Source organism: Paroceanicella profunda, assembly GCF_005887635.2.
Classification (GTDB): domain Bacteria; phylum Pseudomonadota; class Alphaproteobacteria; order Rhodobacterales; family Rhodobacteraceae; genus Paroceanicella; species Paroceanicella profunda.
Genome location: NZ_CP040818.1, coordinates 649,203 through 667,843, shown reverse-complemented (window position 1 = coordinate 667,843; position 18,641 = coordinate 649,203). Strand labels below are relative to the sequence as shown.

General features: G+C 71.6%; 13 protein-coding genes and 1 pseudogene. 6 read left to right on the top strand and 8 right to left on the bottom strand.

Features of this window, described 5'->3' with window-relative positions; all coding sequences use genetic code 11:
• The first annotated feature begins 87 nt into the window (after positions 1–87).
• Together FDP22_RS02965 and FDP22_RS02960 are read left to right on the top strand one after the other, a co-directional pair.
• Positions 88–771, top strand: coding sequence for a substrate-binding domain-containing protein (locus FDP22_RS02965; protein ID WP_170317569.1), 684 nt, complete (start codon positions 88–90; stop codon positions 769–771).
• A gap of 119 nt (positions 772–890) precedes the next feature.
• Positions 891–2,054: a mandelate racemase/muconate lactonizing enzyme family protein gene (locus FDP22_RS02960; protein WP_138576347.1), complete on the top strand. Its 1,164-nt coding sequence runs from the start codon at positions 891–893 to the stop codon at positions 2,052–2,054.
• A 570-nt stretch (positions 2,055–2,624) separates the two neighbouring features.
• On the opposite strand, the gene FDP22_RS02955 is transcribed toward FDP22_RS02960, so the two are convergent.
• The 3 genes from FDP22_RS02955 to FDP22_RS02945 form a co-directional block, all read right to left on the bottom strand.
• Positions 2,625–3,254: a CoA transferase subunit B gene (locus tag FDP22_RS02955; RefSeq protein WP_138576349.1), complete on the bottom strand. Its 630-nt coding sequence runs from the start codon at positions 3,252–3,254 to the stop codon at positions 2,625–2,627.
• A gap of 117 nt (positions 3,255–3,371) precedes the next feature.
• Positions 3,372–4,067: a CoA transferase subunit A gene (locus tag FDP22_RS02950; RefSeq protein ID WP_138576351.1), complete on the bottom strand. Its 696-nt coding sequence runs from the start codon at positions 4,065–4,067 to the stop codon at positions 3,372–3,374.
• 93 nt (positions 4,068–4,160) lie between these two features.
• Positions 4,161–5,504, bottom strand: a complete 1,344-nt coding sequence (locus FDP22_RS02945) for a lipase/acyltransferase domain-containing protein (RefSeq protein WP_239031916.1) — start codon at positions 5,502–5,504, stop codon at positions 4,161–4,163.
• Between the two features lie 250 nt (positions 5,505–5,754).
• Between FDP22_RS02945 and FDP22_RS02940 the strand changes: the two genes are divergently transcribed.
• From FDP22_RS02940 to aspS, 3 genes are all read left to right on the top strand, one after another.
• Positions 5,755–6,414: a CPBP family intramembrane glutamic endopeptidase gene (locus FDP22_RS02940; RefSeq protein ID WP_170317567.1), complete on the top strand. Its 660-nt coding sequence runs from the start codon at positions 5,755–5,757 to the stop codon at positions 6,412–6,414.
• Positions 6,415–6,533: 119 nt separating this feature from the next.
• Positions 6,534–7,313 (top strand): DODA-type extradiol aromatic ring-opening family dioxygenase, encoded by a 780-nt coding sequence (locus tag FDP22_RS02935; RefSeq protein ID WP_138576357.1) that lies wholly within the window; start codon positions 6,534–6,536, stop codon positions 7,311–7,313.
• Between the two features lie 149 nt (positions 7,314–7,462).
• On the top strand, positions 7,463–9,241 hold the full coding sequence (aspS, locus tag FDP22_RS02930; protein ID WP_138576359.1) for an aspartate--tRNA ligase: 1,779 nt from the start codon (positions 7,463–7,465) through the stop codon (positions 9,239–9,241).
• Positions 9,242–9,910: 669 nt separating this feature from the next.
• Here the strand turns inward: aspS and FDP22_RS02925 are convergent.
• From FDP22_RS02925 to FDP22_RS02900, 5 genes and pseudogenes are all read right to left on the bottom strand, one after another.
• Complete coding sequence (locus FDP22_RS02925) at positions 9,911–11,023, bottom strand: glycosyltransferase family protein (protein WP_143972237.1); 1,113 nt, start codon at positions 11,021–11,023, stop codon at positions 9,911–9,913.
• On the bottom strand, positions 11,020–11,628 hold the full coding sequence (locus FDP22_RS02920; RefSeq protein ID WP_138576361.1) for a histidine phosphatase family protein: 609 nt from the start codon (positions 11,626–11,628) through the stop codon (positions 11,020–11,022). The genes FDP22_RS02925 and FDP22_RS02920 overlap by 4 nt, the downstream gene beginning before the upstream one ends.
• Entirely contained in the window at positions 11,625–12,692 is a 1,068-nt protein-coding gene (locus FDP22_RS02915; RefSeq protein WP_138576363.1) for a glycosyltransferase, read from the bottom strand. Before FDP22_RS02915 ends, FDP22_RS02920 begins: the two co-directional genes overlap by 4 nt.
• A 509-nt stretch (positions 12,693–13,201) precedes the next feature.
• A pseudogene (locus FDP22_RS02905) lies at positions 13,202–14,431 on the bottom strand (glycosyltransferase); the annotation flags it as partial.
• Entirely contained in the window at positions 14,431–15,666 is a 1,236-nt protein-coding gene (locus FDP22_RS02900; protein WP_138576365.1) for a glycosyltransferase family protein, read from the bottom strand. The pseudogene FDP22_RS02905 and the gene FDP22_RS02900, both read right to left, overlap by 1 nt.
• A gap of 231 nt (positions 15,667–15,897) precedes the next feature.
• Between FDP22_RS02900 and FDP22_RS24700 the strand changes: the two genes are divergently transcribed.
• A complete protein-coding gene (locus tag FDP22_RS24700) occupies positions 15,898–18,405 on the top strand; it encodes a mechanosensitive ion channel family protein (RefSeq protein WP_239031852.1) in 2,508 nt (835 codons plus the stop codon).
• Positions 18,406–18,641: the final 236 nt, after the last annotated feature.

Below are 18,641 nucleotides of genomic sequence, written 5' to 3'. Positions count from 1 at the left end.
ACGCCGCTCATTCAGCGCACGACCCGCCAGGTCTCGCTGACGCCGGCCGGAATGGCGTTCCGGCCCCGCGCCGAAGCCATCTTGCGGATGCTGTCGGATGCACGGCTGGAGGCGCTGGAGGCCGCAGGGCTGGCGCAACGCAGCCTGAACCTCGCGGCCACGCATGCCCTGTCATACACTTTCGTTCCGCGATGGCTGATGCAGGTCGGGGGGCCCTCGGAGATCGGTGCGATCAACATGGTTTCGGACACGCACCGGCAATGTGTCCGCCTGCTGCAGGATGGCCGGGCCGGCTTCTTCATCTGCCACAAAAGCCCCGCTGCGGCGGAGGATCTGCCGGAAAGGCAGTTCAGGTGCCATCCCATCGGAAGGGACCGGCTGGTGTCCCTCTGCGCTCCGGGCGCCGACGCTCAGCCCCTGTGGCGCCTGGGCCCGGAGGCGCCGCGCAGTCCCTTCCTGGCCTATGCGGCCGCGTCCGGGCTTCATGCGATCCTGGAGGCGCACTGGGCCGGGCACGGGCGGCCGGACCTCGAGGCGAAGATGAATTCCGTGCTGGCCTCGACCAATCTGGAGATGGCGAAGCAGGGGCAGGGCGTCGCCTTCCTGCCCCTGTCCCTCGCCGGGGAGGACATCGCGCGCGGCAGGCTGGTTCGTGCCGGAGGCGAGGCGCTGGATGTTCCCGTCCAACTGGTCATCTACCGGCCGCGCGCGCGCATGTCGGCGCATTGCGAGGCGTTCTGGCTGAGGGTGACCGGCGGGGATAGTCGTTGATCCATGCCGGATCGGCATGAATGAAGCGCCAGACGGCATTGGAGTGCACCCCCGCGGGCCGTCTATCCATGGCGGTGATCATCACCGGGCGACATGCCGCCCGAGACAGGAGCACGCCCATGCGCATCGTGGATATCTGCGAGGTCACCAAGCCGATCGCCTCGCCGATCAGGAATGCCTACATCGATTTCAGCAGGATGACGGCAAGCCTGGTGGCTGTCGTGACCGATGTGGAGAGGGACGGCCGCCGGGTCGTCGGCTACGGCTTCAACTCGAACGGGCGCTACGGGCAGGGCGGGCTGATCCGGGAACGCTTCCGCGACCGCATCCTGGAGGCGGATCCGGCGTCCCTTCTGAACGAGGCGGGCAGCAACCTCGACGCCCACAGGATCTGGGCCGCGATGATGCAGAACGAGAAGCCCGGCGGGCACGGCGAGCGCTCGGTCGCCGTGGGCACCATCGACATGGCCGTGTGGGACGCCATCGCCAAGATCGAGGAAAAGCCGCTGTTCCGCCTGCTGGCCGAGCGCAAGGGGGTGGAGGCCGACCCGCGGGTGTTCGTCTATGCGGCCGGCGGCTACTACTATCCGGGGAAGGACGATTCAGCCCTGCGCAAGGAAATGCGCGGCTATGTGGAGCGCGGCTACACCGTCGTGAAGATGAAGATCGGCGGCGCTTCCCTCGCCGAGGATCAGCGCCGCGTCGAGGCCGTTCTGGCGGAAATCGGCGACGAGGCCCGGCTTGCCGTCGACGCGAACGGGCGCTTCGACCTGGAGACCGCGATCGCCTATGCCGGGATGCTCCGGACCTACCCGCTGTTCTGGTATGAGGAGATCGGCGATCCGCTGGACTACCAGCTTCAGGCGGCGATGGCCGAATTCTACCCCGGCCCCATGGCGACCGGCGAGAACCTGTTCTCGCATCAGGACGCACGCAACCTGATCCGGTACGGCGGGATGCGCCCCGACCGTGACTGGCTGCAATTCGATTGCGCCCTGTCCTACGGCCTGGTGGAATACCTGCGCACGCTCGATGTGCTGGACCGGCTGGGCTGGTCGCCGTCCCGCTGCATCCCGCATGGCGGGCACCAGATGTCGCTGAACATCGCGGCGGGCCTCGGCCTTGGCGGGAACGAGAGCTATCCGGACCTGTTCCAGCCCTATGGCGGCTTCCCCGATGGCGTGACGGTGGAGGAGGGCCATATCGTCATGCCCGAACTGCCGGGCATCGGCTTCGAAGGCAAGTCAGACCTGATCGCGGTGATGCGGGCGCTGGCCGAATGACGCGCACGCGCCGGCAGGCAGGAGCACCTGCTCCCCTCGTCAGACCATGCTTTCCCTGCCCGTCGCCCTGTGGACACCCTTCCGAACGGGAACAACGGCTTCGTCGGTCCGCACTGCGCCGAAACCCGGGCCCTCGGGCATGGCGTCGGTGCGCAGCGGGCGCCGTTCCGTCATCTTCCCACGCCGTGCGATCGCATCGGCCACCGGCTGCGGCCGTGCGGCAGGGGCGTCATCGCCCGGCTGTTCGGCGTGTGCCTCCATCTGGCCCGGTATTGCCGCAACTCTGGGCACATGCGCATCGGGCGGCGCGGGGGCCGGGCGAGGTCAGGTTCCCCGGAAAGGCCCCGGCTTCACGATGGCCGGGGTTCCGCCGAAGGGGCGGAGTGCGTGGCGGCAGGTTCCCGCCAGCGCCTCCACGCCCTGCACGATCCCGTAGCCGATCTCCTCGCGCCCATGGCGGTGAGGGAGCCCGGCGGACGCGGGGGCATCGAAGCCCGCTCCGCGCTCCGGAAACGAAACAGGCCGCGCCCGGAGTGCGGCCTGTTCCTTGCCCGGCGGTGCTGGGCGCGCTCAGTCGACCAGTGTCGCCTCGGTGGCGTTGCGGATGTCCTCGAGGCTCACGCCCTCGGCGCGCTCCACCAGTTTCAGTCCGCCCTCGACCACGTCGAACACGCCGAGGTTGGTGATGATCATGTCCACCACCCCGGTGCCGGTGAGCGGCAGGGTGCAGGCCTTCAGCAGCTTGGATTCACCGGCCTTGTTGGTGTGGTCCATGATCACGATCACCCGGCCCACGCCGGCGACGAGATCCATCGCCCCGCCCATGCCCTTCACGAGCTTGCCGGGGATCATCCAGTTGGCGAGATCGCCGTTCTCGGCCACTTCCATGGCGCCCAGGATCGCCATGGCGATCTTGCCGCCGCGGATCATCCCGAAGGAGGTGGCGGAATCGAAATAGGCGGTGCGGGCCAGCTCGGTGATGGTCTGCTTGCCGGCGTTGATGAGATCTGGGTCGATCTCGTCCTCGGTCGGGAAGGGCCCCATGCCGAGCATGCCGTTCTCCGACTGCAGCGTCACGTCGACGCCCTCGGGGATGTAGTTGGAGACGAGAGTCGGGATGCCGATCCCGAGGTTCACGTACATTCCGTCCTTGAGTTCCTGCGCCGCGCGGGCGGCCATCTGGTTGCGATCCCAGGGCATGGGAGATCTCCTCGTGCAAATCCGGCTCCGGGCGCGCGGCGGGCCGCCGCACTCCGGTGGGTGGGTGGGGGAGGGCGGCGGGTCGGCGCGCGCCCGGAGCCCCCGGTCATCATGTCCTCAGGCGGCGCGGATGGTGCGCTGCTCGATGCGCTTCTCGTGCTCGCCCTGCAGCAGGCGGTGCACGTAGATGCCGGGCAGGTGGATCTTGTCCGGGTCGAGGCTGCCGCGCGGCACGATCTCCTCCACCTCGGCGATGCAGATCTTGCCGCAGGTCGCCGCGTTGGGGTTGAAGTTGCGCGCCGTCTTGCGGAACACGAGGTTGCCGGTGTCATCGGCCTTCCAGGCCTTCACGATGGCGAGGTCGGCCACGATGCCGCGCTCCAGGATGTAGGTCTGGCCGTCGAACTCCTTGTGCTCCTTGCCCTCGGCGATCACGGTGCCCACGCCGGTCTTCGTGTAGAAGCCCGGGATGCCGGCGCCGCCGGCGCGCATGCGCTCGGCCAGCGTGCCCTGGGGGTTGAACTCCAGCTCCAGCTCGCCGGAGAGGTACTGGCGCATGAACTCGGCGTTCTCGCCCACGTAGGACGAGATCATCTTCTTCACCTGCCGGGTCTTGAGCAGCAGGCCGAGGCCGAAATCATCCACCCCGGCGTTGTTGGAGGCGACGGTGAGGTCCTTCGTGCCGGCCTCGCGGATCGCCGCGATCAACAGCTCGGGGATGCCGCACAGGCCGAAGCCGCCCGCCGCGATGGTCATGCCGTCGAACAGCACCCCTTCGAGCGCCTCGGCGGCACTGTCATAGACTTTCTTCATGCGTTACCTCCTGCCGGGAGCGTCGCCGCCCCTCTCGATAAATAGCTCTGTCGATGTGGCTTTCCGCCGGCTGACTTGTCAAGGTTCGGGGGGTCAGCGGTCCGTGTCGTCGCGACCATCGGGGGCCGTGCCGGGGGCCGCGGCGGAGAGCAGCGGAATCCGCGGGCCGGGCGCCAGCGGCCCCGGGCGCAGCGAATCCCGCGTGCGCTGCCCCTCGATCAGCCAGAACAGCAGGTTGTCGCCCAGCACCGCGCTCTGGGTCAGCGCCACGTGCTCCTCCGGCAGGAACAGCACCGAGGTGAACTTCAGCGGCGTGTCCAGCCCGTAGGTGTAGGGCTTGCCCTGGCGCTCGTCGAGCAGCGAGGAGGCGCGCAGCACCAGCCCGTCGCCTTCCTCGAACGTGTCGACCGTGAGTTCCCCGGTCTCCCGGTCCACTCTCGCCCCGGCGGGCGTGGTGTAGCCGCCGCCCACCACCATGTGGATGTCGAGCCCGGGCGGCAGCGCGTCTATGGGGCGGTCCAGGGCGGCCTGGAACTGCTTCGCGCGGCCCAGGGCCTCGGCGAGGAAGGCCAGCGCGCGGCGGCGGCGGACCTCCGGGTCCGGCTCGTCGGGCAGCAGGTCGGCGATGATCTCCTCCGCGTCCGGGCTGGCCAGCCCCCAGCCCAGCCGTTCCCACAGCGCGGGGTCGTAGAGGTCCTCCACCGGCTGGTGCGTGTCGGACCACAGCACCCGGTGATGGCGGTTGCGCGGCATCAGCGCGTAGGTGGAGAAATGCGTGCCCACCAGCGCCGCCGGGTAGAAGGGCTGCAGCGGCCCGAGGGTCTTGCCGTTCACCAGGTTGTCGAGGGCTGCCATCGAGCCCGCGTTCGGCGGGGCGATCAGCACCACCTTGGAGAAATGCTGCGCCCCGGCCCAGGTGAGCTCGGGCAGGCTGCCGTCCTCCGGCAGGTCCTGGGTGCCGTACATCAGGTAGTAGCGCGCGATCAGCGTGCCCATGGAATGCGCCATGAGGTCCAGCGAATGCGGCGGGGCGTTCTCCTCCTCGTGGAGGAGGACAAAGCGGTCGAAGGCGCTCACGCTGTCCACCAGGTCGCGCCGCCAGTCATAGGCGAAGGGATAGCTGTTCACCGGCTCGGAGCCCGGGTTGGGGTCGTCGTCGGCCACCCAGCCGCCCAGGCGCAGCATGTTGGCGATGCCGCCGTAAACCTCGATCTCCACCGGCACGCCGAGCACCCGCGCCGTGGCGGCGCGCAGCACGCTGTCGGGCACGATGCTGTCGCGCAGATGGCGGGCCTCCTCGCCCTCCGGCGCCAGGGGCAGGGCCAGCAGCGCGAGATTGCGGGCCACCCTGGGATCGGGCGACAGCCCGTCCGGCCCGCCCCAGACCGAGACGCCGCTGGCCAGATCCACCAGCCGCGAGCCCATCGTTCCGGGCATCACCAGCAACGGCCTGCGCTCCGGCCCTTGTATCCGGGCCGCGTTTCCATAAATCCTTGAGAGGTCCGGCAGTCTGGGGACCGACCCGCAGGATGCGAGGACCATGCTCGCCATCAGGCCGACGACGGGGAGACACTTCACTGCTGACACCGCCCATCTTTGCGTCCCGGAGGCCCGGAAGGGTAAGAGAAACCGGCCCATCCGACAAGCATGCCGTGCGCAGCGCCGCTCTCCCGGGCGGGGCACGCGGATGAGCGGGACGGGTGGCGCCGCGCCACGCCTGCCCTGGCCGCGCTGGATCGAGTTTCTCGGGCTGTTCGTGGCCACGCCGCTGGTGCTGGCCCTCGCGCTGCCGCCCTCGGCGATGTGGGGCATGCTGGCGGCCACCACGCTGCTGGGCATCGGGTTGCTGTTCCTCACGCCCGGTTTCTCGCCCCGGGCCCTGCTCAGGGGCGGCCTGCTGCGCCACTGGCGGTTCGTGCTGCTCTACGTCGCGGTGACCACCACCATCGCGCTGGTGTGGATCTGGCTGGAGCGGCCCTCGGCCATGTTCTCCTTCCCGTTCTACAGCCCGCAGAGCTGGCTGATGGTGATGCTGCTCTACCCCGTGCTCTCGGCCCTGCCGCAGGAACTGCTGTTCCGCACCCTCTACTTCCGCCGCTACGGCCACCTGATCCCGCACGGCGGCACCGGAATCGTGGTGAACGGGGTGATCTTCTCCGCCGCGCATCTGATGTACTGGAACCTGCCGGCGCTGGTGCTCACCTTCCTGGGCGGCTGCATCTACGCCTGGGCCTATGAGCGGCGCGGCAGCTTCCCGCTGGCGCTGGCGCTGCACGCGCTGGGCGGGCAGATCATGTTCACCACCGGCATGGGCACCTATTTCTACCACGGCGCCGTGCCCACCTGAGGCGCCGCGCCCCGCCGGCGCGCGGGGCCATTCGGTAAACAGTGCGTCCACGACCGTCCTGTTTTTATCCTCGCTGCCCGGGAGCATAGTCGCGCGAGCTGGTTTCCGGAGGTTCTCCCATGCGCATGCCCGTTCTGTTCGTCTCGCACGGTTCGCCCACCCTTGCCCTGCAGGACACGCCGGCGGTGCGGTTCCTGCAGACGCTGGGAGAGAGCCTGCCGGAGGCGCGGGCGGTGCTGGTGGTCTCGGCGCACTGGGAAACGCACCGGCCCACCGTCTCGATCTCCGAACGCCCCGAGACCATCCATGATTTCCGGGGCTTCCCCGAGGCGCTCTATGCCATCCATCATGACGCCCCCGGCGCGCCGGACGTGGCGCATGAGGTGGCCGAGGTGCTGGCCGCTGCCGGCTGGCAGCCCGACCTTGCCGAACGCGGGCTGGACCATGGCGCCTGGGTTCCGATGCACCTGATCGACCCCGAGGCCCGCCGCCCGCTGCTCCAGCTCTCCGTGCTGCACGAGGCGGGCGCCGAGGCGCATTACCGGCTGGGCCAGGCTCTCGCCACGCTGCGCGACCGCGGCGTGCTGATCCTCGCCTCCGGCTCCATCACCCACAACCTGCAGGAGGTGTTTCGCGGCGGCATGATCATCGACCGCCCCTCGCCGGACTGGGCGCGCGGCTTCGCCGACTGGGTGGCAGACCGCATCGCGGCCAACGCGGTGGAGGATCTCGTCGCCTATCTCGCACGCGGCCCGCACGCGGCGCGCAACCACCCCACGGAGGAGCATTTCGTGCCGCTGCACGTGGCGCTGGGCGCGGCGGCGGGCGAGGCCGGCACCCGCATTCACGATAGCCACGAGTTCGGCGCCCTGCACATGGACGCCTACCGCTTCGGCTGACGCCCGGGGCCGGCCGGCGGATGCGCCCCGGCGCGGCCGGGCGGCCCCGCACCGGCCCGGAAGGGCGCCCGCCCCCCTCCGGCCTTGACTTCGGCAGGCTGAAAGGGTGTATCGGCGGCGACCTTTCGCTCACCTCGGGGAGACCCCTCATGCACGCCTACCGCACCCACACCTGCGCCGCGCTCACCAAGGCCGACGTGGGCACAACCGTCCGCCTCTCCGGCTGGGTGCACCGCGTGCGCGACCATGGCGGCATCCTGTTCATCGACCTGCGCGACCATTACGGCATCACCCAGGTGCTCTGCGACCCCGACAGCCCGGCCTTCGCCGGGGTGGAAAAGGTGCGCTCGGAATGGGTGATCCGCATCGACGGCGAGGTGAAGGCCCGCGCGCCGGAGCTGGTGAACCCCAAGCTCCCCACCGGCGAGATCGAGGTCTTCGTGCGTGACTTCGAGGTGCTGGGCGCGGCCGAGGAGCTGCCCCTCCCGGTGTTCGGCGACCAGGAGTACCCCGAGGAGACCCGCCTCAAGTACCGCTTCCTCGACCTGCGCCGCGACAAGCTGCATTCCTCGATCATGCTGCGCTCGAAGGTGATCTCCAGCTTGCGCCGCCGCATGACCGACCAGGGGTTCAACGAGTTCCAGACCCCGATCCTCACCGCCTCCTCGCCCGAGGGCGCGCGCGACTTCCTCGTGCCGTCGCGGCTGCACCCGGGCAAGTTCTACGCCCTGCCGCAGGCGCCGCAGCAGTTCAAGCAGCTGTGCATGATCGCGGGCTTCGACCGCTACTTCCAGATCGCCCCCTGCTTCCGCGACGAGGACCCCCGCGCCGACCGCAGCCCGGGCGAGTTCTACCAGCTCGACATCGAGATGAGCTTCGTCACCCAGGAGGACGTGTTCCGGGCCATCGAGCCGGTGATGCGCGGCGTGTTCGAGGAGTTCGGCGGCGGCCGGCCGGTGACCCCGGAATTCCCCCGCATCGCCTATCGCGACTCCATGCTGTGGTACGGCTCCGACAAGCCCGACCTGCGCAACCCCATTAAAATGCAGGTGGTCTCCGAGCATTTCGCCGGCTCCGGCTTCAAGATCTTCGCGGCGCTGCTGGAGCAGGAGGGCACGCAGATCCGCGCCATTCCCGCGCCCGGGGGCGGCAGCCGCAAGTTCTGCGACCGCATGAACGCCTTCGCCCAGAAAGAGGGTCTGCCCGGCATGGGCTACATCTTCTGGCGTGAGGAGAACGGCGAGACCGCCGCCGCAGGCCCGCTCGCGAAGAACATCGGCCCGGAGCGCACCGAGGCCATCCGCCAGCAGCTCGGCCTCGGCGTGGGCGACGCGGCCTTCTTCCTCGGCGGCCAGCCGTCGAGCTTCGAGGCCGTGGCGGGCAAGGCGCGCAACGCGATCGGGCTGGAACTGGGCCTCACCGCCACCGACCGCTTCGACTTCTGCTGGATCGTCGACTTCCCGATGTACGAGAAGGACCCCGACAGCGGGAAGCTCGACTTCTCGCACAACCCGTTCTCCATGCCGCAGGGGGGGCTCGAAGCGCTCGAGACCATGAACCCGCTCGACGTGCTGGGCTTCCAGTACGACATCGTGTGCAACGGCATCGAGCTCTCCTCGGGCGCGATCCGGAACCACAAGCCGGAGGTCATGTACAAGGCCTTCGAGATCGTCGGCTACTCGAAGGAGCACGTGGACGCGCATTTCGGCGGCATGCTCTCGGCGTTCAGGTATGGCGCCCCCCCGCATGGCGGCATCGCGCCCGGCGTGGACCGGATGGTGATGCTGCTGGCCGATGCGGAGAACATCCGCGAGGTCATCATGTTCCCGATGAACCAGCGCGCCGAGGACCTGATGATGCAGGCCCCGGCCGAGGCCACCAATGAGCAGCTCCGCGAGCTCGGCCTGCGCGTGATCCCGCGCGACTGATCCTCCGCCCGCCGCGAGACCTGTCCACCGCCCGTGACCCCGCGTCACGGGCGGTTCGTCTTTCCGGGCCGCGCGCCTGAGGCCGGGAAGCCCCACATCCGGGCCGCCAGCCCCCGGGTGTATCAGCCCCCTGACCCAACGCCTCCGCCAGTCGCGAAGGGCCGCGCCCGGCCCTGGGTGGGCGCAGTCCCTCCTGTGGTGAGCGGCTTATCGTGAAGCCCCGGACGAGGGCTGAGCGGCGCACGGCATCGCCATCGCGCCCTCCCGGGGGGAGTGCCGGGCGCAACCCGGGCCGTTCGCCCGGGCGGAAGGGTGACGGAGGGGCCCCTTGAGCCCTGTGGCAGGGGGCTGGCGTCCGCCCGCCAGACCGGAACCGAACCTCACCCTCGCGAAACCTCGGGGCTGGCGGACGAGCATCCCGCCCGATGGACGCTGGCGCACCCGTGCGGCGCGCCTTTTCCCCGAAGGCCCCGGGCGAGGGCCGGATGGCCGGAGACATCGTTGTCGGGCGCTCACGGGGGGTGGGCGCCGCCCGCTCGGAAGGGCACAGCCACGTTCCGGCCGGAAGGCGGAAAGGCCCCGGGCAAGGCCGCCTGCCGCGCCTGCGACCGGCGCCAGCGGCGCCGCGCGCAGCGAGTGCGCAGCTCATGCGGAGTGTTCGCGCGGGGCTCAGGCGGGGGGCTGTCCGGCGAGGGCGATCAGGATCTCCGCGCTGCGGGCGGCACCGTTCATGTCGATGCCGGAGGGCGTGCGGGGGCCGCGGGCGATGGCGGTCTCGACGGCCGCGAGCAGGTGCGCGGGTTTCAGCCCGTCCCCCTCCAGCAGCGCCATGCCGAAGGGCTCCAGCGCCGCGGCGCGCAGGCGCTGCTCGCGCTCGCCCCCCTCGGTGAGCGGCACGAGAACCGCCGGTGTCGTGCATTGCAGGAGGTCGGTGGCGGTGTTGTAGCCGCACAGCGACACCGAACAGGCGGCGCCCTGCAGCCGCGCGCGGTAATCCGCCCGGGCGGGCTCGGCCAGGGCGGGGCCCAGGCCGCGCAGCCGGGCCGCTTCCTCCGCCGCGTCCGCGCCGCCGACCATCAGCCGCCAGGGCCGGGCGGAATCCCGCGCCGCCTCCGCCGCCAGGGCCAGAAGATGCCGCCCCGTCGCCCCGCCGCCGACCGAGACGAGAACCTCCCCGGAAGGGGGCGCGGGCGCGGGCAGCGGGGCGGTCACGAACCCGGTTTCGCGCAGCAGCGCCGCGGCCCCCGGCGACAGCGGCCAATGGTCTGTCATCCGGCCCAGCGCCGGGTCGCCATGCACGAGGATGGCGTCGAACCCGGCGAGATCGGCCTCCGCGCGCGCGCGCTTGTCGGGCTTGTCCGTCGGCTCGGGGATGTCGCGCAGCGACACGGCGCGCCGGCCGGGCGCGGCGGCGGAGAGCGCGGCGAACTCCGCGCGCAGGCTGCCGCGGCCGAAGGGCCAGGTCTCGGTCACCAGCACGTCCGGCCCGAAGCGGGCCAGCACCGCCAGCGCCTGCGCCCGGCGGGCGGCGAGGGTGGCCGCGTCCGCGGCGGTGCCGTCAGGCAGGCGGAGCGTGGCATAATCCTGCCCGGTGACCATCAGCGGCGGCAGCCAGGCGATCTCCACGCCCCCGGTGTCGAGATGGGGCAGGGGCCGCCCGCCCGCGAGCAGCAGCGGCCGCGCCCCTTGCGCGCTGAGCGCGCGGGCGATGGCCAGCGCGCGCACGAAATGCCCGGTGCCGGTGAGGTGGCTGACCGCGATGAGAACCCGCGGCGTGCTCATCTGGGGACGAGCTTCACCGGCGGATACAGGCCAACGGGCGTACCGTCCGGCGCGACCTCGATCTCGTGGATCGCGGCGCGGCGGATGCGGAACGGCTCCGGGCTCGCATAGTCCCAGCCGGTGGCGAGAGCGAGCAGGCAGCGGATCACCCCGCGGTGGCAGACCACCAGCGCCGGGCCGGCGGCGGCGATTTCGGCGAGGGCGGGCTTCAGGCGCCCGGCCATCTCCGCCGGGCTCTCGCCGCCGGGCGGGCGCAGGTGCCAGGTCCAGGTCTCCACCGGCCCGAAGGCCACCTCCGGGTCGGCGACGAGATCGTCGCTCACCGCCCCTTCCCAGCCGCCGAAATCCATCTCCACCAGCCGCGGGTCCGGGCGGACCTCGCGGGCGCCGGCCATGGCGCGGGCGGTCTCCATCGCGCGTGCGAGAGGGCTGGAGACGACGGGCACCTCCTCCCAGCCGTCCGGCAGGCGCAGCGTGGCGATTTCCGCGCGCGAGGCGGGGGAGAGCGGCACGTCGGTGCGGCCCTGCAGGCGGCCCTCGTCGTTCCATTCGGTGGGGAAATGGCGCAGCAGGGCGATGCGGGTGGTGGGGAAGGTGGGGGTCATGTCATGAGCTCTCCGAGCTGGATGCGCAGGCTCCGCGCCGCCGCGTCCAGCCCGTGGTGGGCGAGGACATGGGCGCGGGTCGCGGCCCGGGCGTCGGCATCGCGCGGCAGGGCGGCGATGGCGGCGGCCAGGGCGGAGGGGTCCGCCGGGTCCGGCAGGGGGCGGAAGGGCACCACGGTGGCGGGGCCGGAATGGTTGTCGCAGATCGCCGGCAGGCCGGCGGCCTGGGCCTCCAGGAACACCATGCCGAAGCCCTCGCCCACACCGGGCCAGACGAAGAGGTCATGGGTCTCGTAGAGCCGGCGCATCCGGGCCGGGTCGTTCTCCTGCCCGTGGAAGGTCACGCCCTCCAGGCCCGCGAACAGCGCCGCCACCTCCGCCGCGGCGGGGCCGCCGCCCACGATGGTGAGGCTCCAGGGCCGGGGCAGGTGGCCCAGCGTCTCGCGCAGGCGGGTGTAGGAGCGCAGCTTGTCGCCCTCGCGCATCATCGCGACGGTGAGCAGGCGCGGCCCGGCCGCCGCGTCGGGGCCGGGCCCGGGGGGCGGGGCGGGGCCGGGGTCGATGAAGGGCGGAAGCTCGCGCAGCTGCCCCGGCCGGGCCACTTCGCAAAGCCCGGGCAGGTCGCGCGGCGTGGTCCAGTACAGCAGGTCGGCGGCATCCAGCGCCGCCCGGGCGCGGTGGGCGAAATCGGCCCAGGGGCCCGCCATGCGGCGCTCGGAGTGGATCGCCTCGGAGATCACGTAGGGAATGCCGAAGTGCCGTGCCAGTGCCGGGCCGATCAGGTCCGGCGCCTTCCAGTAGCAGTGATAGGTGAACCACAGCGCCGGCGGATCCCGCTCCCACAGCCGCTTCAGGCGGTCGATCTCGGCCTCCGCGAGGGCGATCAGCCGGGCCTGCTCCGCGGTATCGCCAGCCGCGTCGCGGCTGCGCAGGCGCGAGGCCAGTTCGGGGCGGAACCCGGCCGCGGTCAGCGCCAGCAGGGTGAGCCGGGCAATCTCGCGGTCCCCGGAGGGGGTGGGGGAATCGGGCGCCTTCATCGGCGCGTAGAAGGCGACGTGTGTCATGCGCTGGTCCGCTCGCCCCCGGGTGGTGCGGGTGTCGCGGCGGCGGAGCCCGAGGCGCCGCAGGGGGCGTTCGCGGCGGGTGTCGGGCCGGCAGGGGCGGAGGCGGCCGGGGCGAGGGCCCGGGGCGGCCCGCCGGCCGGGCCGGAGCCGGCGGTCGCTTCGCCTGTGGCTGTCGTGCCGGACGGTCGGGTGCCGGATGGTGAGGGTCCGGACGGCGTGGTGTCGGACGGTGGTGGGTCGGGCGGTGGAGGGCCGGGCGGCACGGTGTCGGACGGTCGGGTGCCCGATCGTGAGGGGCCGGACAGCATGGTGCCGGACAGCATGGTGCCGGACGGAGAGGTGCCGGACGGTAGATTGCCGGACGGCAGTTTGCCAGACGGAGGGGTGCCGGGCGCTGCCGTGCCGGGCGCTGCCGTGCCGGGCGCTGCCGTGCCGGCGGCCGGTCCGGCAGCGGCTGTTCCGCCGGCGCCCCCGGCTCCACCGGCCTCCGTTCCGCCGGCGGCCGCGGTTCCGGCAGTGCCCAGAGCGGCGTGCAGCCGGGCGGCGAGGATGTCGATGCCCGCCTCCATGCGGAACTGCGCGACGAGGCGCCGGCGGGCGGCCGTGGCCATCCGGCTGGCGTTCTGCGGGCAGGCTTCGCTTGCGGCGAGGGCGGCGGCCAGGGCCTGCGGGTCTCCCGGGGGGACCAACCTGCCGTGCACGCCGTCCTCGATGAACTCGGGGATGGCGGAGACGGCGGTGGAGAGGATCGGCAGGCCCTGGCTCGCCGCCTCCATCAGCACGTTGGGCAGGCCGTCGCGGTCTCCGTCGCCGGCGATCTTGGAGGGCAGCACGAAAAGATCGGCGGCGCGCATCGCGGCCACCACCTCGTCCTGGTCGCGCTTGCCCAGCCAGGTGATGCGGTCCGCGAGGCCGAGACCGGCGGCGCGCGCGGCCAGCGTGTCCTTCAGTTCGCCACCGCCGATATGGGTGAAGTGCCAGTCGGTCTCCGGGGGCAGCAGGGCCAGCGCCTCCAGCAGGTCGTCATAGCCCTTCTTGGCCACCAGCCGCCCGACGGAGAGCAGCTTCAGCGGGCCCTGCCGGGCCCCGCGCTCCGGCGGATCGGGAAAACGCGACAGGTCGAGCCCGTGGTAGACGAGGCTGAGGCGCCCGGGGTCTGGCGCCAGCGCGCGCAGATGGGCGGCGCCCGAGGCGGTGCAGGTCACGCCGAATCGGGCGGAGGCGAGCTTCTCGCGCTTCTCGCGCTCCGGGATGGTCCAGATGTCCTTCGCATGGGCGGAGAAGCCCCAGCCGAGCCCGCGCATCGTGGCGGCGTAGCGGGTGACGGAAGCCGGCGTGTGCAGGAAATGCACGTAGAGAAAGCCGATATCGGCGGGAAGCTCGGTGGCCAGTTCCAGCGCCTGGCCGAAGCGGCGCACGCGGTTGCGGGTCGGGTCGCGGCGCAGGTCGCCCAGCCAGTCCGCCAGCGCCCGGCCGAAGCCCGGCAGCCGGCGCGCCCGCCACAGCGCGGCGAGCACCCGCAGGGGCGCATCGTGCAGGTATTCCGAGAGATAGCGCCGCGGCGCGCGGATGCGGGCGTGGATCGGGTGTTCGCGGTCGTCATAGGGCGCGCGCAGCGACCAGATCTCGAAGTCGAAACCGGCCTCCTGGAGGGCGAGCAGCTCCTGGGCGACAAACGTCTCTGACAGGCGGGGGTAGCCTTTGACCACCACCGCGAGCCGGGGTCCTGGGGAGGGGATCAAGGGGTATTGCTCTCCAGTGGCTGGTCATGGTGCAGGCGCACGCGGCGGGTGACGATGTCCAGCCCGTCCAGCATGCCGGGCAGGGCCCGCGCCGCGGGGGGGGACTGGTCGCGCAATCCGCGGATGGCGGCGGCCATCACCTCGGGCCCCTCGCCGTCCCGCGGGCCGTAGAGCATGCGCACCAGGCCCAGCTTCTCGGCGGCGGTGGCGCGGATCAGCTGCTCCTCGCGCGGGTTCACCCGGGGCATGATCACCGCCGGCTTGTCGAGGGTCAGGATCTCGCAGAACGTGTTGTAGCCGCCCATGGCCACCACGCCATGCGCCTCCGCGAGCCAGCGTTCCAGCCGGCTGTCGAAGGAGAGCACGCGGATGCGGTTGCCCAGTTTCGCGGCGCGGCGGTCGAAGGCGCTGCGGCTGTCGGGCGCCATGAACGGGCCGTAGACCAGCACGGCGGGGATATCGAGCCCGGCGTCCTGCTCATAGGCCTTCAGCACCCAGTCCACCAGGTAGGTGCCGTCGCCGCCGCCGCCGGTGGTCACCAGGATGTAGGGCTTGTCGGACGGGCGGGTGCCGATCTCCGGCCAGTCCGGCGGCTCGCGCCGCAGGTAGCCGGTGTAGACGAGGCGGTCCTCCTCCTCCCAGCGTGCGGGCAGGCCGAGCCCCTCCAGCGGGCGGCAGATCTCCGGCAGGCCGTAGATCCAGATCTCGTCGTAGTAGCGCCGGATCGCCTCCATGTGCCCCTTGCGCTGCCATTCGGCGCGCAGGGCCTCGGGCTCGTCGAGCACGTCGCGGATGCCGAGCACGATGCGTGCGCCGCGCGCGCGCGCGGCTTCCAGCGTGGGGCCTAGCTCGTTGCGGAAGCCCCAGGCCTCCTTGTCCACGATCAGCAGGTCCGGGTGGAAGGCGTGGTCGGTCGCCGAGATGATCTCGGAGCGCAGCCGCACCGTTTCCTGCAGCGGAATGCCCAGGTTGTGCGAGGCGTACTCGCCATCGGCCAGCTTCACCACGCCGGGCAGGCGGACATGGTCCACCCGGTCCGCGAAGTCGAACCGCCCGGCGATGGGCGAGCCGGTGACGATGAGCGCCGACAGGTCCGGGTCATCGGCGACCAGGGCCTGTGCAATCGTCCGCGACCGGCGCAGATGGCCGAGCCCGAACGTGTCATGGCTGTAGAGCAACACGCGTCGAGCGGCGGGCGCGCGACCGTTTGCCAGTGCGGACGATCCATCCATGGTCGTTCCGGTCCCCCTTAGCGACAAGCGCGGCGACGCCTCCCCGAGCCCGAGTCATGCCGGGCGCGTGCCCGCAAGGCAACGATTTTCTGCATCCGCGCCCGGGAGGCGACTGTACTGGGCAGACTGTGGCAGTTTGCCTATCCTGTGTGCCCCGGCCGCTGTATTCCTCACCAGGAACGCTCCGGACCATGTTGGGCCGGGGCGCGGAAAAGGAAAGGGTCGCAAGGCATGAAGTTCCTGCACGGGGTGGTCCTTGTGGTGCTGGTGGGCCTGTGGGCGGCGCTGGCGGCAGCCGGCGCGGCAACGGCGCAGCAGGGCGGGGCCCCCGATGCGGCCGGGGGGTATCGCGCGCTCGGCCCGACCACCTCCGCGGACACGCCTGCCCCGGGCACCGCCCCCGCGCCGCGGCCGCAGGGTGGGGCGCAGGGCGCCCCGCCGGCCGCGCTTGCCCCCGCGCAGGCCGGGGGAGGCGCGGGCCTGCCGGCGGCGGACGGGGGCGCCCTGCGCTCCTCCTCGCTGGAGGCCTATGGCCGGATCAGCGGCAGCGATGCCGGCGCGATGATCGACGTGGCGTCCGAGCGGGTGGACGTGTTCCGCCAGCGCGCGGAGCGGGTGCTCTCCGCGGCGCCCGGGGCCGGCAGCGAGATCCTGCGCGCCATCCGCTCCGCCGCGCCGGGCGGCGACCCGCTGTTCTTCGTCGCCGTGGCGGTGTTCATCGCCATCCTGCTGATCATCGGACGCGCGGTCACCTCCCTCTATGCCGCCTACGTGGCCCGCCCGATCATGGTGAGCGTGCAACGGCCGGACCCGGACGGCATCGTGGAGAAGCTGCCGGTGCTGGCGCTGCGGCTCGGGCTCACGCTGGTGGCGCTGCTCATCACCCTGATGGTGACGATCGGGCTCGGCGTGTTCTTCTTCGACCGGCAGCATGTCACCTTGCGCACCGCGCTGGTGCTGCTCGGCTCCTACGCGGTGATCGTGGCGGTGGACACCACCTGGCGGATGATCGTCTCGCCCTACCTGCCGCGGTACCGCATTCCCCGGCTCTCCGACGCGCAGGCCATCCGGATGTACTACTGGCTGTCGGGCGTCACCTGGGTGGTGGTGGGGCTCACCGGCATCCAGCTCTGGCTCGAGCTGGTGGGGGTGAGCGCGGAGGCGCTGAGCCTGGTGCGGGTGAGCTTCGGGGTGATCAGCACCCTGGTGCTGATCGTGATGCTGGTGAGCAACCGCGACGCGGTGTCGGAGGCCATCCTCGCCGGCCGGCCGCGGCGGGAAGCCGCCTGGCTGGTGGTCATCGCCTCACGGCTCTGGGCGCCGGCGGCGGTGCTCTACCTCGTGTTCTCCTGGGCGATGGCGAGTTACCGCGAGGTGATGGGCCTGCCGGGCGTGCCGGGCATCGTCTCCGGCTTCTGGGTGTTCCTGATCTCGCTCATCGTCTACGCGATCATCATGTTCGCGGTGGAGCGGGTCTTCGTGCACACCCGCCGCGTCGCGCGCATCAACCGTGCCGCCGCGGAGGCGCGCCGGGCCGCCGCCGCGCGCGAGGCCGAGGACACGGCCACCGCCGCCTGGGAGGGCGACGAGAGCGACATGGACGGCGACGGCGACGAGGAGGGCGGCGGCACGGTGCTGCACCGCCCGTTCCCCGAGGAGGTCGTGCCGGGCCCGCGCCACGGGCTGAACAGCTTCGAGGACCTCGCCCGCCGGGCGGCCTCGCTGCTCGCGCTCGGCATCTCCGCCTGGCTGCTGGTGCGGCTGTGGGTGGGCCCGGAGATCATGGACGAGGGGTCGTTCTGGAACCTTACCGGGGACATCATCGACACCGTCTTCCTCGGCTACGTGTTCTTTCACGCCGTGCGCATCTGGATGGACAGGCGGATCCGCGAGGAGGGCGTCTACGACATGCCCGCGGAGCCGGGCGACGAAGGCGGGGCCGCGGGCGCCGTCAGCCGGCTCGGCACGCTGCTGCCGCTGGTGCGCAGCTTCGTGCTGATCACCGTCTTCGCCGCCGTGGCGCTGATCGTGGCGGCACAGCTCGGGGTGAACGTGGCGCCGCTCTTCGCCGGTGCCGGCGTGGTGGGCCTTGCCATCGGCTTCGGCAGCCAGACGCTGGTGCGCGACATCCTCTCGGGCATGTTCTTCCTGCTCGACGACGCCTTCCGCAAGGGCGAGTACATCGACGTGGGCGAGGTGAAGGGCACGGTGGAGAAGATCTCGCTCCGCTCCTTCCAGCTGCGCCACCACCTGGGCGCGCTCAACACCATCCCCTTCGGCGAGATCCGCCACCTCACCAACTACTCGCGCGACTGGGTGATGATGAAACTGCCGCTGCGCCTGACCTATGACACCGACGTGGACAAGCTGCGCAAGGTGATCAAGAAACTGGGCCAGGAGCTGCTGGAGCATCCGCTGGAGGGCCGCAAGTTCGTGCAGCCGCTCAAGAGCCAGGGCGTCTACATGATGGAGGACAGCGCGATGATCGTGCGGGTGAAGTTCATGACCCGCCCGGGCGACCAGTGGACCACGCGCAAGCTGGTCTACCAGCGTATCCGCGAGGTGTTCGCCGAAAACGGCATCAAGTTCGCCCACCGCGAGGTGACCGTTCACATCCCCGACCGGGTGGGAGACCGGGTTCTCACCGATGCGGAGAAGCAGGCCGCCGCCGCCGGCGCCCGCCGTGTGATCGACCCGGAGGACCCCGACAGCAGCGCCTCCCTGGCCGAGGCGCGCTGAGCCGCCCGCGCCGCCCCCCGCGGGACCGGCTAGGGCAGGCCGCCCCGGGAGAGGCCGCCGCCCCTCCGGCCGAACCGCCGGAGGGCCCGTCCCGCCCCGGAACCGTCGTGCAAGCCGTCGCGGCGGCGGGTGGCTCAGCGACGTCGGGCGGGGGGACGCCCGGTGGTTCCGCGGGCCCGGGGGCAGCCCTGGCATCGGGTGGTTCCGCGGCTTCGGGGGCGGGCGGCCCCGGCGAC